This is a genomic window from Candidatus Methylomirabilis limnetica, from assembly GCF_003044035.1.
GTDB lineage: Bacteria > Methylomirabilota > Methylomirabilia > Methylomirabilales > Methylomirabilaceae > Methylomirabilis > Methylomirabilis limnetica.
Map to the genome: position 1 here is coordinate 1 of NZ_NVQC01000029.1, position 18,392 is coordinate 18,392.

The window sequence follows — 18,392 nt, forward strand, 5'->3', positions numbered from 1 at the left end:
AGCGCCGTGGTGATCGTCTTGGCGTGGCGGCCGGCATAGCGGGCCGCTGCACCACACCCACACGCAAGCTGCGGGCCGGCGTGGTCGGATTCGTCGGCGTTGAGGCGCCCCTCCACCGCGCGACAGGCGACCCCGAGCGCCTGTCGGCGTACCGCCGTCTCGATCGCCTCGAAGTCGATCCCCTCGGCCGTGCCCGGACCGATCAGCGCGTCGACCTCGGCTTCGATCTCGGCAACGAAGGCGCTTTTGAAGCCCCCTTTTTGGCCGCCGAGGGTTCGGCCGCCTGGGGGGCTTTAAGCTGATCGTTACACAGTTTTTCGCTGACATCGACCAACTCACGGATCAGGCGACGAAACCGACGATATGCTGTAATCTGCTCCAGGGTCTGCGACACCGCCGCGGCCGGGATAATCTTGGTCCGGGTCTTGCCCTCCACCGCATGGGTCAAGGACCAGCTGGGGCCATGCCCTCGCTCGCCCTGACCCGCACATCGGCAGGAGGGCTTGCCACACTTGCGATAGCGCGCCACCAGAGAGCCGGGCCGCATATCCCCTACGGAGACGAGTTGCGCCCGCAGTGCATCACGTTGCCTTGAGAGTGCATCAATCGGCGGAGTAGATGGTCCCATGGGGCCTCCTTTCTGACAGTTAATAAGACTGTCAGAATTATACCCCAAGCCCGCGCCCACTGCAACTCCCTAAGCAGCCTCACTTTTATGTCGTGCACCCCCGGGAAGGTTTTTAGTTGCATTGATTCTGAAAAGGGGCTAACGTGGGGGGCTCAAGGAGAGGTGAGAATGGGCTCTCGCCTGTGGCCCTGCCGTGGGCCAGCGGAAGAGAAGATGCAAGGAGGTCAACCAGGGCTGTTTCGCTATGATCCAGATGTTTCATGTATACAAGACGTTTGGAAAAGATCTGGAGGCTTTGGTCGATGTTGATCTTCATGTTCACAAAGGGGAGATGGTCTTCCTGGCTGGTCCCAACGGTGCCGGAAAAAGTACGCTACTCCGCTTGATTTTTTGCGACGAATTTCCTACCTCTGGTCAGATCCTGGTCAATGGCCGCACTACCGTCCGCATGAAACCGAGGGCAATCCCGTATCTGAGGCGGACCATGGGGATCGTCTTTCAGGATTTCAAGCTCCTTCGCAACCGGACTATCGAGGAGAACCTTGCCTTGGTGGCCCTGGTGGCCGGCAAAACGACGATACAGGCACGGCAAAAGGTCGCACAACTGTTGAAGCTGGTGGGGCTTTCTCACAAGGCACAGACAGTTCCGTCTAAGCTGTCAAGCAGCGAGCAGCAGCGGGTGGCGATGGCGAGGGCGCTGATGAATGATCCTCTCATCCTCTTGGCCGATGAGCCAACCGGGAACCTGGATGCTGAACAGGCCACAGACGCCATACGACTTCTTTTTGAGATTAACGCGCAGGGGACCACCGTCCTGGTGGCCACTCACAATCTCAAACTGGCAGAGGAGGCGGGCTGTCGCACAGTATTTCTCAAACAAGGAAGGATCGTCGAGGAATGGCAGCGGGTGAATCGGCCGACAGATCCGGCTCAGCAGAAAAGGGTGTAGGGTAGAGAGTAGGTGATGATTGAGAAACTGAAGCATCTGTTGGCTCATGCCCTGATCAACATGGTTCGCGCTGGGTGGGGTGGCTTGGCGTCAATCGCCAGCATCACAGTGTCGTTTGTCATCATCGGCATCTTTCTCCTTTTGATCCAGCATTTCAACGCGCTTGTTACTGAGTGGAAGGAACAGTTTCAGGTTTCTGTTTTTCTGGATAATCAGATCACCCCGTTGCAGCTAGAGATGCTCAGGCGACGGATCGAAAGCGAGGCGGCCGTCAAGGCCTTCACTTTCACGACGAAGGAGGAGGCGCTCACAAACTTCCGCCGGGAACTCAAGGGGCAGGAAAGTCTCCTCGAGGGCCTAGGTGATAATCCGCTCCCCGCTTCGTTCCAACTCAAGATCCGCGAAGGGCATCAAAGCCCGGAGGCTCTCAAAGGGCTCAGCACGTTCCTGAGCCGCCTTGAGGGGGTGGAGGATATTCAGTACTGGCAGGAATTGGTCGAGCGAATTTCCCATGCCGCACGGCTCATCAGGCTGCTCGGCATCATAATCGGTTCGGTGCTGACGCTAGGGTCAGCTATGATTGTCTCGAATATCATTCGGCTCGCAGTCTATGCCCGTGCACAGGAGATTGAGGTCATGCGCCTCGTAGGTGCGACTAAGGCCTACATCCGTGCCCCCTTCCTGGTGGAGGGGATGCTTCAGGGCAGCCTTGGCGCCGTGCTCGCCTTGGGTATACTGTTCGCGGCCTACCGATCCGTCGCACCGACCTTCAATTTGGCCTCCCAGCTCTTCCCGACAGCGGCGGGTCAAGGATTCCTGGAATCGTCGATGATGGCAGGTTTGGTGGGCGGGGGCGCAGTGATCGGCGCTCTGGGTAGCTCGATCGCTGTCAGCCGCTTCCTGAAGATGTAGCCGGCAGTCGCTCGAATGGGGACAATGGCTCGTTCGCCTCTTGCCCTTGGGGTAGTGGTGGCTCTCATGGCGGCCCTTCTCTTCTGCCCGCCATCCAGCTTGGCAGTCGAAACAAGAACAGGACCATCTTCGCGTCTCCGCGAGAAGCGCGAAGAGCTCAAACAGGTAAAAAGGGAACTGGATCGGGAGCGGAAGCAGGCGCAGCAGGTGGCACGGAAGGAGCGATCACTTTCCGATGAGTTGGCTCGGATTGATCGGGAGCTTCAGCAGAAGGGACGGGAGCTAAAGGAGCTGCAGGCGAGGCTAAAGGTGAGTACGGAACGGCTTCAGACCACCCAGCGCGATATCAGGCTGACCCGAACTCACCTGGACACAATACAGGGCCTGTTCCGGATGCGTGTCCGCGCTATCTACAAGCAGGGGCGGTATGGCTACGTCCAGGCCCTCCTGTCCTCGGAGAATCTGTCTGGCGCAGGGCGCCGCGTACGATACCTCGCTGCAATTGCGAATCAGGACCAGCGGATGGTTGCTGCCTACACGGCTGTCATCGAGACCCTGGGCGCCCAACAGGCCGAGTTGGAACAATCGAAGGCTGAGCTGACTATGGGTCAGAAGGCCGTCACAGCAAAGCGCGAAGAGATCCTGGAGGAGCAGCATGCCAGACGCCTGTTGCTGGCCAATGTTCAGGAGCAGAAAAAAACCCATCTGGCTGCCGTCCAGGAGCTGGAGCTAGCGTCCCGCGAACTACATGGTCTCATCGGGCGTCTGCAGCAGCAGTCGCGGTCTCAGGTCAAGAGAGCGCCTCGCCCGGATTCGTTGCGGGTACCGAGCCTCCCTGAAGGACCACCTGGCTCGTTTGCATTGCTCAAGGGCCGCTTGCCGTGGCCGACGACCGGCGACATGGTCTCTACTTTCGGCCGGCAGGAGCACGCACGTTATAGGACGATAACCTTCAACCACGGCGTCGAGATCCGTGCTCCCGAGGGACAAAAGATCGCTTCGGTCTTTGAAGGCGTTGTGCTGTACGCCGAGTGGTTCAAAGGGTATGGCCGCTTGATCGTCCTTGACCACGGGGAAGGCTACTACACCGTCTATGCGCATGCCGCAGAGTTCCTCGTCAAGGTGGGCGATCGAGTGGCGAAGGGGCAGGCTATCGGGTTGGTAGGTAATACTGGGTCAGTGACCGGATCACAGCTCTATTTCGAAGTGCGACATCGGGGCGGGCCCCAGGATCCAGTGGCTTGGCTTGCCCCTAACTAAATACAGCAGTCAGCTATCAGCCATCAGCTAATAGCTGAATGCTGATAGCTGATTAACTGGGAGGAATCGATGAGATCTAAAGATCTTTTTCGGAAGGGGCAAAAATGTCTGGTAGTTGTATTGACCATGGTGCTGTTGATCATCGGTGGCGGCAACCATGAGGTCACGGCTGTAGAGGATAACTATGAGCGGCTGAAGGTCTTCACCGAGGTCCTATCGCTGATCCAGGCGAATTACGTGGAGGAGACGAAGCCCGGTGACCTTATCTACAGCGGCATTAAAGGGATGCTGGAGGTACTCGATCCTCACAGCGCCTTCATGCCGCCCGATACTTTCAAAGAGATGCAGGTCGAAACCCAGGGCTCGTTCGGCGGCCTGGGGATCGAGATCGCGGTCAAGGATCGGATGCTCACGGTGGTAGCGCCAATCGAAGGGACCCCCGCCGATCGGGCCGGCATTCATCCGGGCGACCGGATTGTGAAGATCGACGGGAACCCGGCCAAAGAGATGACCCTCATGGAGGCGGTGAAAAAGCTCCGCGGCCCCAAGGGCACGAGCGTCACCCTGGCTATCCTCCGTGAGGAGTCCTCTGGCCCGTTCGAGCTGACGTTGGTTCGGGAAGTTATCGAGGTGAAGAGCGTCAAGGCTAAGGATCTGGGCGATGGGATCGCCTATGTCCGGATCAGTTCGTTCCAGGAGCGGACAGGGAAAGACCTCCTGAAGGCGATCGAGCAGTTGGGACAGGGCGTGGTGTCGGCCATGGTGCTGGACCTTCGCAACAACCCGGGTGGCCTCCTGAATCAGGCCGTTCAGGTGTCCGATCTGTTCCTGGACCAAGGACAGCTCATCGTCTACACCGAGGGTCGGCTCAAGAACCAGAATCTCCGCTTCTCAGCCGAACACGGGGCTCAGTTTCCCAGAGTCCCTATAGTGGTCCTGGTGAATGGGGGCTCCGCCAGCGCCTCCGAGATCGTCGCGGGCGCCCTTCAGGACTGGAAGAGGGCGGTGATCCTTGGGACAAAGACCTTCGGGAAGGGGTCAGTACAGACGGTTGTTCCGCTGAGCGATGGTTCCGGCCTGCGCTTGACCACGGCGAAGTACTTCACGCCGAAGGGGCGATCTATCCACGGCACCGGGCTTGTGCCTGATATCATCGTGGAGGCACCACGGCCCACCATGGGCAAGGCGCAGGGTGGCCCCAGTGAAAAGGAGAGTGAGCCTGGAAAAGAGCGTCCTGAGAAACGGCAGGAGAAGAAGATTTCTGAGGAGGAGGGAGACGCGAGTCTCCAGATTAGCAGGCGCGAGGGGCCCGATCCCAACAGCGACGTCCAGTTAAAGCGGGCGATGGAGATTCTCAAGGCGAGCCAGATCATCGAGAAGGGATTCGTGAAAGGGAGCGCAGGGTGATAAATGCAGCGATCAGCTATCAGCTTCAAGCTGACTGCTAAAAGCTGATAGCTGCTCTTCACAATGGCACACCTAACCTTGGGGATTGAAACCTCGTGTGACGAGACGGCGGCCGCTGTACTGGAGGATGGCCGGAGAATTCGGTCTTCCGTGATCGCCTCTCAGGATACCCTCCACGCCCCCTTCGGCGGGGTCGTTCCCGAGTTAGCCTCTCGCCGTCACGTGGAGGTTATCTGGCCGGTGGTCCAGGAGGCACTCGCCAGGGCAGGGGTGACCCTCGCCGAGCTTGACGGGATCGCGGCAACGGCGGGACCAGGGCTGATCGGTTCCCTGCTGGTTGGTCTATGCTTCGGCAAGGCGCTCGCCTTTGCCCGTAATATCCCACTGGTCGGCGTGAACCACCTGGAAGGACATCTCTATGCCGCCACGCTGGATCATGAGGGACTATCTTTTCCCTTCACCGGACTCGTGGCATCAGGTGGCCACACCAACCTCTATCTGGCCACAGCCCCAGGGGTCTACCGCTTGCTCGGTCGGACCAGGGACGATGCTGCTGGAGAGGCCTTCGACAAGGTGGCCAAGTTGCTCAGCCTCGGTTATCCAGGGGGGCCGCTGATCGAGGAGTGGGCGCGTAAGGGCGACCCTAACGCTGTGCGGTTTCCCAGGTCGGTTCCTCCGAGAGGTTCATACGATTTCAGCTTCAGCGGCCTGAAAACCGCAGTCGTCAATTACGTAAAGGGTGTCGGGGGAGCAGTCCTTCAGCCTTCAGCCTTCAGCCTTCAGCCTGATCTTGTTGCGGACATCTGCGCTGGATTCCAAGAGGCGGTGGTGGATGTGCTGGTTCGCGTGAGCCTGGCGGCGGCGAAGGCGTCCGCCTCTCGCCGTCTCGTCCTGGTCGGAGGGGTGGCTTGCAATGGCAGGCTCCGATCGAAGCTCACAGAGCGGGCGGCAGAGGAAGGCGTGCAGGTCTACTACCCCAAGCCCTCTCTCTGCACCGATAACGCCGCCATGATCGCGGCTGCCGGCTACCCTCGCCTTCTACGCGGCGAGCGATCCTTACTTTCGTTGAACGCCGATGCAAATCTCACGCTCGGCCTGACGTAAGAGAATACGAATGGCGAAGCTGTCGATCCTGCTCTACCCATCCCCCGTCATCCGGAAGAGGTCGCTGCCAGTCACGTCAATCGATGGTGAACTTCAGCGCTTCATCGATGACATGGTGGAAACCATGTATGCGGCCCCAGGCATGGGGCTTGCCGCTCCCCAAGTGGGGGCACTCAAGCGGGTCATCGTCCTGGACCCTTCTCAGGATCGCGCGATTGCGCGGCCCATGGTCCTTATTAATCCCGTGCTGGTTGCTGCTGAAGGGCAAATCGTAGAGGACGAGGGATGCCTCTGTATCCCAGACCTGACGGAGCCAATCTCGCGATTCAGGCAGGTGGTGGTGAAGGCCTATGATCGGAATGAGAAAGAGATCATTCTGGAGGAGGATGACCTGTTCGCGCGAATCCTACAGCACGAGATCGATCACTTGAATGGCATTCTGTTCATCGACCGCCTGAGCACAGCAAAGCGTCTCCTGCTCAAGCGACGGCTTAAGAAGGCCGCTAAAGACTAAGGTGTAGGGGCGCTGCTTGCTACGCCCGCCTTGGGCAGGGCAAGCCCTGCCCCTACAATTTCATCTCGACGTTAGCCTTGGTCTTGAGACCCTCGATCCACTCCTTGAATGTGGCCTCAGTCTTCTGATTAAACAGGGTGGCGCGAATCTGCTCCTTAACCTGGTCGAATGGAAGGGCCAGTCCAGGAACCCGCTCCTCGACGACAATGAGGTGAAAGCCGGCCGGAGTCGTGATGATGTCGCTGGCCTGCCCGATCGGCAGGGCAAGCGCGACCTGCTCCAACTCCGGCGAGAGATCTCCGCGCTTCATCGTCCAGACCTCACCGCCGGATACCGCGAGCGGCCCTTCAGAGTACTGCTGAGCGACCGCAGGGAAGTTGGTCCCCGACTTGACAAGCCTCTGCGCCTCCTCAATCCGCTTCTTGGCACGCGATACCTCACTGGGCGTCGCCTGCGACGGTACAGCCACGAGGAGATGGCGCATCTTGAATTGGGACATGTCCTTGAATTGCCCTTGCTGTTGCTCGTAATATTGCTGGACCTCGTCGTCAAGAACGACGACCTTGGCTCGCACTCGCCTCGCTACCAGCTTCGTCATGATGACCTGCTCGGCGATCCCCCTCCGAAACTGCTCCTCGCTGAGCAGTTCTCTGGACAGAGCAGCTCTCAGATCCTCGTCGCTGGCCAACCCGTTGCGCTTCTTTAATTCCTCAATGGCGGACTGAACCTCCGCAGGGATCGCCTCGATCTTCTCCTTCTTTGCCTCCTGGAGTTGCAACCTCCTGAGAATCAGCTCGTCCAGGATCTGGCGTTCCGTACCACGAAGCTGTCGCTCTCGCTCCGCCCCCATCGTTTCCTGTACGATCCTTCGGATGACCTGAAGCCCTTCCTCTTGCACCTCGGTCAGGGTGATCACATCATCATTGACAACGGCGACTACGCGATCGAGGATGACAGCGTGAGCTACGGAAGCCGTTAGAATTGCGCACAGCAGGACGAGACCCAGTACGAAAGCAGGGTATAGGGTATAGGGTATATGTGCAGGGGCGCTGCTTGCTGCGCCCGCCTTGGGCAGGGCAAGCCCTGCCCCTACAGTCCCCCGCCACCCCTCCTTATTCATCGACACTCCTGAAGTCGCGACAGCAGAACCTGAACGGTAGCGATGTTGTCGCCCCCATCCACCGCATATTCCAGGGCATCGCCCCCCGCACCGTCAACCCCTCCGTGCCCCCCTTTTGTTAAGGGGGGGTGGGGGGATTTCGGGATGTAGCGTAACCGGCCGCCCTCTTCACGAAGCAGGGCTGCCACCTTGGCTGGGGCAAGGGGTGGCGACTCACTGAAGACGATACGGATCGTCTTACCTGTAGCATCGACCTCACGAATGTGGAGCGCCCTGGCCAGGATCTTGAGGGCCATTGCGGTCAGCAGCCGCTCTGCCTCATGGGGAGGCTCACCGAAACGATCGATCAGTTCCTCTCGAAGAGCAGAGACCTCCTGTGTAGATGTGAGCGCAGCCAACCGTTTGTAGAGCTGGAGCCGGACGTTGGGATCCTCCACGTAGGCCTCCGGCACATACCCTGCCGCCTCCAGCCTGATGGAAGGCTCGACGGGCTCCGCAGCTACTTCACCCTTCAGCTCCCTGACCGTTGACTCGATCAGTCTACAGTACAGATCAAATCCCACGGCGGCGATCTGACCGTGCTGTTCTGGTCCAAGGAGGTTACCTGCTCCTCTGATCTCCAGGTCCCTCGCCGCCACCTTGAATCCAGAACCGAGCTCGGTCAGCTCCGCGATGGCCTGGAGCCTCTTCTTTGCCACCTCTGAGAGCATAGCATCCTCCGGTACCAAGAGATAGGCGTACGCTCGATGCTTGTCTCGACCGACCCGTCCGCGAAGCTGGTAGAGCTGCGCGAGGCCCAAGGCATCGGCTCGATCAATGATGATGGTGTTGGCGGCGCCGACATCCAGACCGGATTCGATGATGGTGGTACACAGCAGGACATCAAACGTGCCGTTGTAGAAGTCGCACATAATCCGTTCCAGGCGCTCTTCCGGCAGCTTGCCGTGAGCCACCGTCAGCCTCGCCCGGGGGACCAACTGCTTGATCAGGCGTGCTACGCTCTGGATGCTTTCCACGCGATTATGCACGAAGAAGACCTGTCCCCCTCTGTCCAGCTCCTGCTCTATCGCCTCCTTGATGATGGCCTGATCGAACCTGGCTACGGTCGTCCTGATCGAGAGGCGATCCTCCGGAGGGGTCTCGATTGTGCTGATATCTCTGACCCCCAGCATCGACATGTACATCGTCCTCGGAATCGGCGTTGCGGTGAGCGTCAGGACATTGACCTGTCGCCGGATCTGCTTCATGCGCTCCTTGGCCGCTACGCCGAAACGATGTTCCTCATCCACCACAAGCAGCCCCAGATCCCGGAAATGGACATCCTTCTGAAGCAGGCGGTGGGTACCGATGACGATATCTACGATGCCGTCACGGACGCCACGCAGTACATCGCCCTGCTCCGTACGACTGCGGAAACGCGAGAGCATCTCCACCTTGATCGGGAAGTTGCCGAATCGCTCGGAAAAGGTCCGGAAATGCTGCAGGGCGAGGACAGTGGTCGGGACCAGGACCGCCACCTGCTTTCCCCCCATAACCGCCTTGAAGGCGGCCCGCATCGCCACCTCGGTCTTACCATACCCGACATCACCGCAGATCAGGCGGTCCATCGGCCGGTCCCGCTCCATATCGGCCTTGGCATCGGCGATCGCCCGGAGCTGGCCCGAGGTTTCCTCGTACGGGAATCCCGCCTCGAATTCCCGCTGCCACGGCGTATCGGGAGAGAAGGCATGCCCCTTGACAACATGCCTGGCCGCATACAGCGTGAGCAACTCCTGGGCCATCTCGCGGATGGAAGCCCTGACCCGCTCCTTGGCCTTGGTCCAGGAGGCGCTCCCCAACCGATCAAGGGCGGGTGAATTGCCATCAGCGCCCGCATACCGATAGACCAGGTGGAGTTTACTGGTTGGTACGTAGAGCTTGGCGTGATCGGCATAGACGATGAGCAGGTAGTCACCCTCTGTCTCGCCGGCAGCGAGCTGCCGCAGCCCTTTGTATAGGCCGATCCCATGGTCCTCGTGGACAACGAAATCGCCATAGGCCAGGTCCTGATACGAGGCGAGGGGGGAGACCTCCTTCGGTCGTAAGCGGCGGGGCGGAATGTGTCGAATCCCAAAGATCTCGGACTCGGTGATATAGGTCAGTGACGCCTCATCCAGGTGGAAGCCGCCGCTGAGTTCGCCGGCGAGGATCGTGATCCCGCCTGGCAACGCCATCCCTGGATCGAGAGAGGCTGCGACGTCATGTTCCTTGAGCACCTCCGCCAGGCGCCGACCCTGGGCCTCGCTCCTGCAGACCAGGTGGATTCTTCGGCTTTGCCGACGCCACTCTTCGAGGTCGCGTATGAGCTCCATCATTCGTCCACGGTAGGCCGTGATGGTGCGCACCTGGAAACCGATAGCCGCCCCTCCCGTAAGGCTGTGAGCTGGGAAGAATTCTTCCAGGAGGATCCGCGGCCTCAGGGAGAGTCTCTGCTCAAAGTCACTCCAGTCGAGGTGCGAAAAACCCCCCGCACCCCCCTTTACCAAAGGGGGGACTGTGGGGATGTGGTGCGATGCGCGAAGGCCGTGTTCAGCGAAATCGCGCGCAGCGGCCTGGAGGCCTGCCTGGTCTACCAGGACCCACACGGCATCGGGCGCGACGTACTGCAGCAGATCGGCTGGTTCCTCCAGGGCCTGCTGACACCCTTCACCCGTCAATGGCACTTCTATAACAGGCAATATAGAGACCTGTTCGACTGGGCGGACGGACCGCTGGGTGGTCGGATCGAATGCGCGGAGCTCAAGCACCTCGTCGCCAAAGAACTCAGCACGAACGGGAAGATCGGACTCTTCGACACGGCTCAGGACGGATTTGGGGGGGAAGAGGTCGAGAAGATGCCCGCGCAGGCTGTATTCGCCGCGGTCTGTCACCTGATTCACTCGACGGTAGCCACCTACCTCCAGAACGCCTAGAAGCTCATCCCGCGCGATCAGTCGTCCAACGTACAGCGTAAAGGCTGCTCCCAGGAGGGCCGATGGTGGGGAGAGGCGTTCGAGGGCAGCCTGGAGCGAGACAACCGCCAGGGGAAGCTCCTTGGTCGCGAGACCCGCCAGACAGGCAATTCGCTGATATCCGGTCTCGGGGTCCTCATCACGTTCTGGCAGGAAGCCCACCGGTCCGTGAAAGAAGACTTGCAGATCCTTCGCCAGCAGCTCGGCCTCGGCGGACGAGGAGGCCAATACCACGAGGGGACGCCTCGCCAGGAGAGCGATCTGGGAGAGGATCAACGCCTTCGAAGCTCCGAAGAGACCGGTCAGAGACAGCGCGTCGGCCCCGCTGTCCAGTCGAGCCACGATCTCAACAATCTCAGGGATCAGTAGATCCTCTGACTGCCCCATCGATCGTATTACCATAAGGTCAGCTCTCAGCCCTTAGCTTTCAGCGTGTTGCGGAGGCGCCATCTCCATGATACGACGCATGATGCTGCTTGTGGAAGAGCCCTCCACCAACGGGATCGTGACGACCCGTCCACCACGCCTCTCTACCGTCTCGCGGCCAACGACCTCTTCCTTCGCCCAGTCGGCGCCCTTTACCAATACATCGGGCTCAAGCGCTTCGATGACGCAGCGCGGGTCCGGCTCCTCGAAGATCACCACGTAGTCAACCGAGGTGAGGGCCGAGAGCAACTCTGCCCGCTCATCCTGCGAGAGTACAGGCCGCAGTGGCCCCTTGAGAAGCCGAACCGACGCATCACTGTTCAGGCCGACGATCAGCAGGTCACCCAGCGCTCTCGCTTGCTGCAACAAGCGGGTATGTCCCCGGTGGAGCAGATCGAAACAACCATTGGTAAAGACCACACGCTCTCCCAGCGCTCGGCGCTGCCGGACGATGGCATCCAGTTCGCAGAGCGTCCTGATCTTATCGATGCCGACCGTCATTCCGCTTCCTCGACCTTCCCTGGTACATTCGAGAGCAATCCGTCTAGAGCGGCCTGCTCGATCAGTCGCCTCCCCTTTGCAGCATACGGAGCGGATGTCATCAGCCGGATCTCCCCAAGCGGCCCAAAGGTAATCCCCTGAAACCCGCCGACTCGCATAGAACGGAGCCGGCACGGGACACCATAGCGTTGCAGATGCAGGCGGAGGCGTTCCGCCTGCATCTCATCATACGTCGCGTAAATCATCTGTTCAGACATCCGTGACCTATCTGTAACTACTCAAGGTAGATAGACTGAAAGCTGAAGGCTTTTAGGGGTAAGTCGCGTGATCATACAAAACTCCGAAAAGGTCTTGAATCTACTGGGGGTTCATTCCCCGCGGCTTGCCGCAAGTTCGTCATACCGGCGGAAGCCGGTATCCAGAGGGCCCGACTGGATTCCCCCGTATCAAGTACGGGGCAGGCTCGTCAAGCACGGAATGACGGGCCGGAACAGAAGACGATACCCCACAGCTTGCTGCGGGGTAGTTCATTGGCTCGATTCGTGCCTTGCGAGATAATTTAGAACCTTCAGCCTTCAGCCTTCAGCCTAAACGCCTGATTAGTTACGCCTATCTTAGACTGGCGGCCTGCCTGCGCCGAGCGACGCGCGGCAGGCAGGCAGTCCAATCTAACGACATCGGGCAGGGCGGTTTCCCGGAAGAGAGACTGACTCGAGAGGGCGGATCAGCGCAGCAAAGCGGTATTACAACTTCCGGGGGGAACCCCTTGAATGATATCAGCGAGCGGCCCAACTCTTACCACATCAACCAGTTGCCGGTTCGGAGAGGCAATCGCCCCCTCCCCTATTGCAAGACCAAATGGGCCCTCCGGTTCAATTTCCGGGTCGACTCGTCGTGGCCTGTGGCGAAGGGCCGCTCCTTCCCATAACTGATCGTCTTGATCCTCTTGGCATCGATCCCGGCGGCTACAAGGTAGTTCGTGACCGACTTGGCACGCCGCTGGCCGAGGGCGAGGTTGTACTCCCCTGTCCCGCGCTCATCGCAGTGGCCCTCAATGATAATCGAGGCGGTCGGATGTGCCTTCAACCATTGCACGTTTTCGATGAGGCTCTTTATTACATCCGCCCGAATCGACGATTTGTCGAAGTCGAAAAAGATGTCCTTCAGGGGTGAGACCTTCTTAGCGGGGACCCTTGCCACTGGGGCAGCGGCCATCTTGTCCCTCAGTGCGGCAAAGGCGGCCTGGCATTTACCACGTATGCGGGCGTCAGGATCTGCAAGCGGATTGAACTCCGTGGCCTCGTGAGTGAACCAATCCAGGCAGGCTTCCGCGGCAGCAAACTGCTCGGGAGCGAGCGTCTCGGCGCGCGCGCCCTTCGCCTCGGCGAGGGCAGCCTTCATGCTGTCGCTTTCAGGGCGATACGACGCGGTGGTCGCACACCCTGCGATCATCAGAGCCACCGATGCACAGATAAGCGCGAGCTGGAATCTCCGGCCAGTCTTCGAACTCCAGTCCATCCTAGATCCCCCTCCCGTCGACAGGCTCAGAGCATGGCCTGTGGAGCGTGCGTGCGTGCAGCGTGCAGCGCCGAACGCAATGAACGCTTTTACTTACCGCGCTGCGCAATAGCCTTGGCCTCCTCTGCGGCCTTCCTGGCGATGCCTGCCGTCATCTCCGCCGCCGCCAGATCGCGATCCGACAGCTCATCCTCAGCGAGGATAATGTACTCCCTCGCCTTGGCCATCGGGTACCGGGCTGCGCTGAAGTTCGCCGCACCTGCGGCTTGAGCCTCGGCCAAAGCCGCCTTGGCTGCGCTCACAGCAGCGGGAGCAGTCCGCTCCCCGGTAACCCAATCGTAGGATTCCGGCCTGAGATGCACCCCTGAGCAGCCCCATAGTAATACCCCCACACTGATCACAGTGGGTGCAAAGGACCGTCGAACAGCCCAGCCGCCGCTTCTCATCGCGTCCCTCCTTCAAAATCAGATGATAGCTAGCAACTGACAGCTATCTCTTAGAGGCTATACTCCTGCCCACCGATAGGTCAAGTACGCGTAATTTATCACAGTCTGTTTTACCAGTCAAAGCCAATGTCCCTGCCGGGTGCATGACATAAAAGTGAGGCTGCGTAGAGAGTTGCGGTGGGAGGGAGCTTGGGGTAGAAGTCTGACAGGCTTAGTAACGGTCAGAACGTAGGCCCCATGGGACCATCCACTCCGCCGATTGATGCACTCTCAAGGCAACGTGATGCACTGCGGGCACAACTCGTATCCGTAGGGAATATGCGACCCGGCTCTCTGGTGGCGCGTTATCGCAAATGTGGCAAGCCCGCCTGCCGCTGTGCAGGCTAGGGCGAGCGAGGGCATGGCCCAAGCTGGTCCTTGACCCACGCAGTGGAGGGCAAGACCCACACCAAGATCATCCCGGTTGCGGCGGTGCCGGTCGGATGATCTTATCTCAAAAGTCTGTCGGGCGCCCAGCTTAAAGCCGCGCTGGGCACTGGCCAACCCTCGGTCCCCTGGCAGAAGAAGACCGTTACCCACATCGTTGACTACACCTTCACGAACCGATTGTCTTGGCCGACCAGGCCGTGGGGTCGAATGACGACCTTCCGCTCCGGATCGCTTACCACGCGGCCGATCTGTAAGGCTTCCCGGCCATGATGCTTCACGATCTCCAGGAAGGACTCCGCATCTGCTTCAGCGACGACGACACAGAACCCGATCCCCATGTTGAAGACCTGGAACATCTCGTGATCGGGGATACCCCCAGATTGCTGGATCAGAGAAAATATAGGAGGAATCGGAGGGAGCCGGTCAATTTCGTATCCGACCGCGTGAGGCTGTGCGTCCAATCGTAGCAAGTTCAGCAGCCCATCGCTCGTGATATGGGCGAGCCCCGTGATGGCCAGCGATCGTTCGAGCGCCTCCACCACCTCCGGTACGTAGATGGCGGTCGGCTCCAGCAACTCTTCCCCCAGCGTTCGCCCAAACTCCTCGAACTTGGTGTCCACGGTGTACCTGTTCTGCGTGAACAGGACCTGCCGGGCCAGCGTCAGGCCGTTACTGTGGATCCCGCTGCTTCGGATTCCAATAATGACATCACCGGGCGTCACGGACCTGCCAACGATCACCTTATCAAGCGGGACATGGCCGACGCACATCCCGACCAGATCGCATCCCCACCCTTCCCGCTCAGACGCGAGCATCTCCCGGATCTGGGCGATCTCTCCGCCGCAGATGGCGACCCCTGCGCGACGCGCCCCTTCCTTCAGCCCTTGCATGAGCTGGCCGATAAGATGCGGATTCGCCTCTTGCACCGCGATATAATCCAGGAACGAAACTGGCCGAGCCCCCACGCAGAGTACATCGTTCACATTCATGGCCACGCAGTCTATCCCGATCGTATCGAACTTCTGCATCATCTGCGCGACCATAAGCTTCGTGCCCACCCCGTCGGTCGAAAGGGCCAGACCCATCCCGTGCCCGAGATCGATAACGTTCGCAAAAAAGCCGATAGGCAGGACCGGTTTCCCGATCCCTCGCACAAAGGCAAACGTTTCGGTCGCCGTCTCGATCACACGGGACAACACCTGCTCTTCCCGCTCGACATCGACGCCGGCGCCGAGGTAACTCGCTGCGCCCTCTGGCTGCTTCTGCATCTTTACTGTCCCCTTCCGACTTCCCCGCACCAGTTTCCAAATGCATTAGAACGTCCAGCACAGTGTCCCAAAAGTCTCTTTACTCTTATTGTCATTCCGGGCTTGACCCGGAATCCAGCTTCTCTACACTGGATTCCTGCTCCCGGCTTAAAACGTGCCGGGACAGGCTTCGCAGGAATGACGACCTTGGAATCAATGTAAAGAGTATTGGGGCCACAACACTGGCATCGCCACCACGAACCCATCGGTCGTGAGCCAACAGTAAGAGATTCGCTGGGGCGCGTCAAGCAGTATTGAGTGTAATCAATAATCCTTTATCGCCAGGATCCGCCAGATCGAAATCCGCGTCCTCCGCCGCCTCAAGTACTCCCGTCGCCGGCACTTTCAGCTTGGCTTTACCTCGTAACGCCACCGTGGGCAGGTGGCACCTCCAAAGGTGCGCCCGGTTCTACGACCCGGATTTGCGCAACCTCGCGTCCCAACAAGACCCAAAGAAGCTCATCGGGAATTTCCCGCACTTCTTCTTCGGGGGGTGCAAGCAGGCAGGCCAACTTTTTGTCCCGACCAGTCCGTTCGGCAAGTTTAAAGGTGATTGCTTTTTCTCCCTCAGTCATCAAGCGGATGAGGTTCGCCACATCGTCGGCATCTTTGAGTTCTGTGGCCTGCAGTTTCATGGCGGCAAGATGCGGTTTGGTCAGCACTGGGATGGAGACACCCGGAAGATGCTCGGCCCCCTGGATGGCCTCCAGCTCCCATTTATAACGCGCAATCAGCAGGTCCATCCGCGGATATTCGCCCCTGAGATCCTCAAGGAAGATGATATCGTGCTTAAAGGGATCCTCGGGAACCTTGCTCCCCTGAATCACCTCCGCGCGAAATCGTTCCGGAATGTGTTGCTTCAACAGGACGAAGAACGCATCAGTCCCAGATGTTCGAATTAAGTCCGAGTACAGGCAGAAGTCCACATCAAGGGTAGTCCGTTCGACCCCATGCAGGATCACGGCATAGCCGCCAATCACGGCCATGTCAACCTTAACGGGCAGGGCGTTGATAATGCCGTGGATTGTCTCGAAGGTATCTTTGATAGATTTCATAAACCGAGACCCCCTCCGCATCGGCCTTGAGGGCAAGAATATTGGAGACCAGACGGTGCATGGTCTCCGCCCGCTCAATGGGCGACAGTCGAAGGAAACTCGCGCGCTCCTCGGCTTTTCTGCTGTCCAGGATGGATGGCATACGAACACTGTACCACATTTCCCACCTCTATCACCAAGTCTAGCCCCCGCCCCGCGTGGGGACCCACGGGTCAAGCCCGTGGTGTCAACGGCTAAACGCCCTGTCGCCCGTGAGGCTGGCAACAGCGGAATATGATAATCCGGCATTCTACATCTGTCCGTCCCCCCAGAGAGAATCCTACCCGCGCCAATCCTGTATTTCTGCGGCATGACGCGGGTTAGCTTGCGCCGGGGAGTGCAAAAGAGTAAGATCAATTGGAAAGGACTTGAAACGGCTCTCCCCTTAGCCGAAGAAGGGAGCGATGATGCGTTACTTCAAAGTGATCGTAGAGAAACATCCGGAGGGCTATGTAGCCTATCCCATGGGGCTCAAGGGGGTGGTGATCGGCGAAGGCGAGACCTACGAGGATGCCTTGGCAGATGTGCAATCTGCCATCCGCTTCCACATCGAGACCTTTGGACTGGAAGCGCTGGAGGCCGAGTCCCCCGTCCTGGACGCCTTCATTGCAGAAGCAACAGTCACGCTCTGATGCCCACGTTTCCAGAAGAAGTCCCGAAAACAAAAACCATCGAGATCCTGGAGCGGCTGAGCTTCCAGTTGGTCCGAGAGGGGCCGCATCTGGTGATGGTGCGCAAGAACCCCGATGGGACGCAGACGTCCCTCACCATGCCTAATCACTCCTACATCAAAGGTTCGACGCTCCGCACCATCTGCACCCAAGCGGGTATCGCCAAAGACGAATTCCTCAAAGCCTACGAAGAGACATAAGTCGGGACTTGGTGAACCCGCGAATGCGCGGTGAGCTTTGCACTACTACTTTTCCCGCTCCCTGACCCTACCTGAGTCTCTCTGAGGCAACCCGCTTCGTGAGTTCGCCGATGATCGTCCCGCGCGCCGGATCGCCCGACTCGTTCACCGTAACGCCGAGGATCGCTCCGATTCGCGCATCATGAGACCTCGATGCCGCCCCCACCGGACGATAGCCGTTTTGAGGTGGAGGGGATATGCTGAAAGTGATGAGGTGACCGATGAACAACGTGAGAAGACAGGCCAACCGTAATTTGGTTGACAACAAGTCGCCCTTAGTGCAATTCTACCCGCGCAAAAGGGCCTTGTGCTTGTGTTGAGCCGTTTCAGAGGTCTAGCACGTGGGGATGATGAGCAGGCTGTCGCGACTTTAATCCGGCGTGAAAGGGGAGGTGCAATGGTTTATCACATATTGTGCGAAGTTGTGCCAGGGCGAGAAGAGGCGTTGGATCGCTTCTTGTGTGGCAAGATGAAGAAGTTCTGGCTTGCTCAGCCAGGGGTTTCGAGGTTTCACGCCTTCAGGGACTTCGTGGATAGCAAGTTTGAGCGGATCATTATGATTGAAGTGGGCGACGGCGGTAACTTCGATAAGATTTTGATCCTCGATGAGCGTAAGAATTTGCGCAGCGAGCTGCTAACGTTAGTCGCAAATGTCCAGAGTCGGGTCCTCGAGATGATCGAGTAAGACTCAGGCGCTACGGCGGTTCTTAACAAGAAGGAGGTCCTGATGCGGGACCTCCTTCTTGTTTTTTATGGCTCTTCGCGTAATCGAGTGGGTGAATTTAACATGAAATCCTCTGTAAGCCTTGTGGCATCTGGTAAAATCCGGTCTGCACCCCTTGCAGAAAACGGGAGGATTTCTCAATGGCTATTTCAA

The 18,392-nt window shown here is 59.0% G+C and carries 20 protein-coding genes; 10 read left to right on the forward strand and 10 right to left on the reverse strand.

Going from position 1 to position 18,392, the window contains the following annotated elements:
- Positions 1–202: 202 nt before the first annotated feature.
- Entirely contained in the window at positions 203–628 is a 426-nt protein-coding gene (locus tag CLG94_RS13080) for a DUF6788 family protein (RefSeq protein WP_133174698.1), read from the reverse strand.
- A 244-nt stretch (positions 629–872) separates the two neighbouring features.
- Between CLG94_RS13080 and CLG94_RS11245 the strand changes: the two genes are divergently transcribed.
- From CLG94_RS11245 to def, 6 genes are all read left to right on the forward strand, one after another.
- Positions 873–1,577 carry a cell division ATP-binding protein FtsE gene (locus CLG94_RS11245; protein ID WP_107563616.1) on the forward strand — a complete coding sequence of 235 codons (705 nt, stop codon included), beginning with the start codon at positions 873–875 and terminating at the stop codon, positions 1,575–1,577.
- Positions 1,578–1,592: 15 nt separating this feature from the next.
- The gene (gene ftsX / locus CLG94_RS11250) at positions 1,593–2,489 is read left to right on the forward strand and encodes a permease-like cell division protein FtsX (RefSeq protein WP_107563591.1); all 897 of its coding nucleotides are present in this window, start codon (positions 1,593–1,595) and stop codon (positions 2,487–2,489) included.
- Positions 2,490–2,513: 24 nt separating this feature from the next.
- Positions 2,514–3,749 carry a murein hydrolase activator EnvC family protein gene (locus CLG94_RS11255; protein WP_161954156.1) on the forward strand — a complete coding sequence of 412 codons (1,236 nt, stop codon included), beginning with the start codon at positions 2,514–2,516 and terminating at the stop codon, positions 3,747–3,749.
- 69 nt (positions 3,750–3,818) lie between these two features.
- Positions 3,819–5,156 (forward strand): S41 family peptidase, encoded by a 1,338-nt coding sequence (locus tag CLG94_RS11260; protein WP_107563594.1) that lies wholly within the window; start codon positions 3,819–3,821, stop codon positions 5,154–5,156.
- A 63-nt stretch (positions 5,157–5,219) separates the two neighbouring features.
- On the forward strand, positions 5,220–6,260 hold the full coding sequence (tsaD, locus tag CLG94_RS11265) for a tRNA (adenosine(37)-N6)-threonylcarbamoyltransferase complex transferase subunit TsaD (protein ID WP_107563596.1): 1,041 nt from the start codon (positions 5,220–5,222) through the stop codon (positions 6,258–6,260).
- 10 nt (positions 6,261–6,270) lie between these two features.
- Positions 6,271–6,774, forward strand: coding sequence for a peptide deformylase (gene def, locus CLG94_RS11270; RefSeq protein ID WP_107563598.1), 504 nt, complete (start codon positions 6,271–6,273; stop codon positions 6,772–6,774).
- A 52-nt stretch (positions 6,775–6,826) separates the two neighbouring features.
- Here the strand turns inward: def and CLG94_RS11275 are convergent, their stop codons facing one another.
- The 6 genes from CLG94_RS11275 to CLG94_RS11300 form a co-directional block, all read right to left on the reverse strand.
- Positions 6,827–7,894, reverse strand: a complete 1,068-nt coding sequence (locus CLG94_RS11275) for a peptidylprolyl isomerase (RefSeq protein WP_107563600.1) — start codon at positions 7,892–7,894, stop codon at positions 6,827–6,829.
- Complete coding sequence (mfd, locus tag CLG94_RS11280; protein WP_161954157.1) at positions 7,891–11,271, reverse strand: transcription-repair coupling factor; 3,381 nt, start codon at positions 11,269–11,271, stop codon at positions 7,891–7,893. Before mfd ends, CLG94_RS11275 begins: the two co-directional genes overlap by 4 nt.
- 33 nt (positions 11,272–11,304) lie before the next feature.
- Positions 11,305–11,811 (reverse strand): D-glycero-beta-D-manno-heptose 1-phosphate adenylyltransferase, encoded by a 507-nt coding sequence (gene rfaE2 / locus CLG94_RS11285; protein WP_107563604.1) that lies wholly within the window; start codon positions 11,809–11,811, stop codon positions 11,305–11,307.
- The gene (locus CLG94_RS11290) at positions 11,808–12,056 is read right to left on the reverse strand and encodes a hypothetical protein (protein ID WP_133174711.1); all 249 of its coding nucleotides are present in this window, start codon (positions 12,054–12,056) and stop codon (positions 11,808–11,810) included. The genes rfaE2 and CLG94_RS11290 overlap by 4 nt, the downstream gene beginning before the upstream one ends.
- Positions 12,057–12,654: 598 nt before the next feature.
- Positions 12,655–13,329: a peptidoglycan-associated lipoprotein Pal gene (pal, locus tag CLG94_RS13675; RefSeq protein WP_239993226.1), complete on the reverse strand. Its 675-nt coding sequence runs from the start codon at positions 13,327–13,329 to the stop codon at positions 12,655–12,657.
- 89 nt (positions 13,330–13,418) lie between these two features.
- A complete protein-coding gene (locus CLG94_RS11300; protein ID WP_107563607.1) occupies positions 13,419–13,775 on the reverse strand; it encodes a hypothetical protein in 357 nt (118 codons plus the stop codon).
- A gap of 237 nt (positions 13,776–14,012) precedes the next feature.
- Here CLG94_RS11300 and CLG94_RS14050 point away from each other — a divergent pair, with 237 nt between their 5' ends.
- Positions 14,013–14,162 carry a DUF6788 family protein gene (locus CLG94_RS14050; protein WP_432264767.1) on the forward strand — a complete coding sequence of 50 codons (150 nt, stop codon included), beginning with the start codon at positions 14,013–14,015 and terminating at the stop codon, positions 14,160–14,162.
- Between the two features lie 200 nt (positions 14,163–14,362).
- On the opposite strand, the gene purM is transcribed toward CLG94_RS14050, so the two are convergent.
- Both purM and CLG94_RS11310 read right to left on the reverse strand, forming a co-directional pair.
- Positions 14,363–15,472, reverse strand: coding sequence for a phosphoribosylformylglycinamidine cyclo-ligase (gene purM / locus CLG94_RS11305; RefSeq protein ID WP_107563609.1), 1,110 nt, complete (start codon positions 15,470–15,472; stop codon positions 14,363–14,365).
- 395 nt (positions 15,473–15,867) lie between these two features.
- Positions 15,868–16,566 carry a hypothetical protein gene (locus CLG94_RS11310; protein WP_107563611.1) on the reverse strand — a complete coding sequence of 233 codons (699 nt, stop codon included), beginning with the start codon at positions 16,564–16,566 and terminating at the stop codon, positions 15,868–15,870.
- Positions 16,567–17,012: 446 nt separating this feature from the next.
- Here CLG94_RS11310 and CLG94_RS11315 point away from each other — a divergent pair, with 446 nt between their 5' ends.
- Both CLG94_RS11315 and CLG94_RS11320 read left to right on the forward strand, forming a co-directional pair.
- Positions 17,013–17,237: a type II toxin-antitoxin system HicB family antitoxin gene (locus tag CLG94_RS11315; protein ID WP_107563619.1), complete on the forward strand. Its 225-nt coding sequence runs from the start codon at positions 17,013–17,015 to the stop codon at positions 17,235–17,237.
- Positions 17,237–17,476, forward strand: a complete 240-nt coding sequence (locus CLG94_RS11320) for a type II toxin-antitoxin system HicA family toxin (protein ID WP_107563613.1) — start codon at positions 17,237–17,239, stop codon at positions 17,474–17,476. Before CLG94_RS11315 ends, CLG94_RS11320 begins: the two co-directional genes overlap by 1 nt.
- 67 nt (positions 17,477–17,543) lie before the next feature.
- On the opposite strand, the gene CLG94_RS13085 is transcribed toward CLG94_RS11320, so the two are convergent.
- Complete coding sequence (locus CLG94_RS13085) at positions 17,544–17,780, reverse strand: hypothetical protein (protein WP_133174712.1); 237 nt, start codon at positions 17,778–17,780, stop codon at positions 17,544–17,546.
- Between the two features lie 132 nt (positions 17,781–17,912).
- Here CLG94_RS13085 and CLG94_RS11325 point away from each other — a divergent pair, with 132 nt between their 5' ends.
- Positions 17,913–18,200, forward strand: coding sequence for a hypothetical protein (locus CLG94_RS11325; protein WP_107563614.1), 288 nt, complete (start codon positions 17,913–17,915; stop codon positions 18,198–18,200).
- The last annotated feature ends 192 nt before the right edge of the window (positions 18,201–18,392 follow it).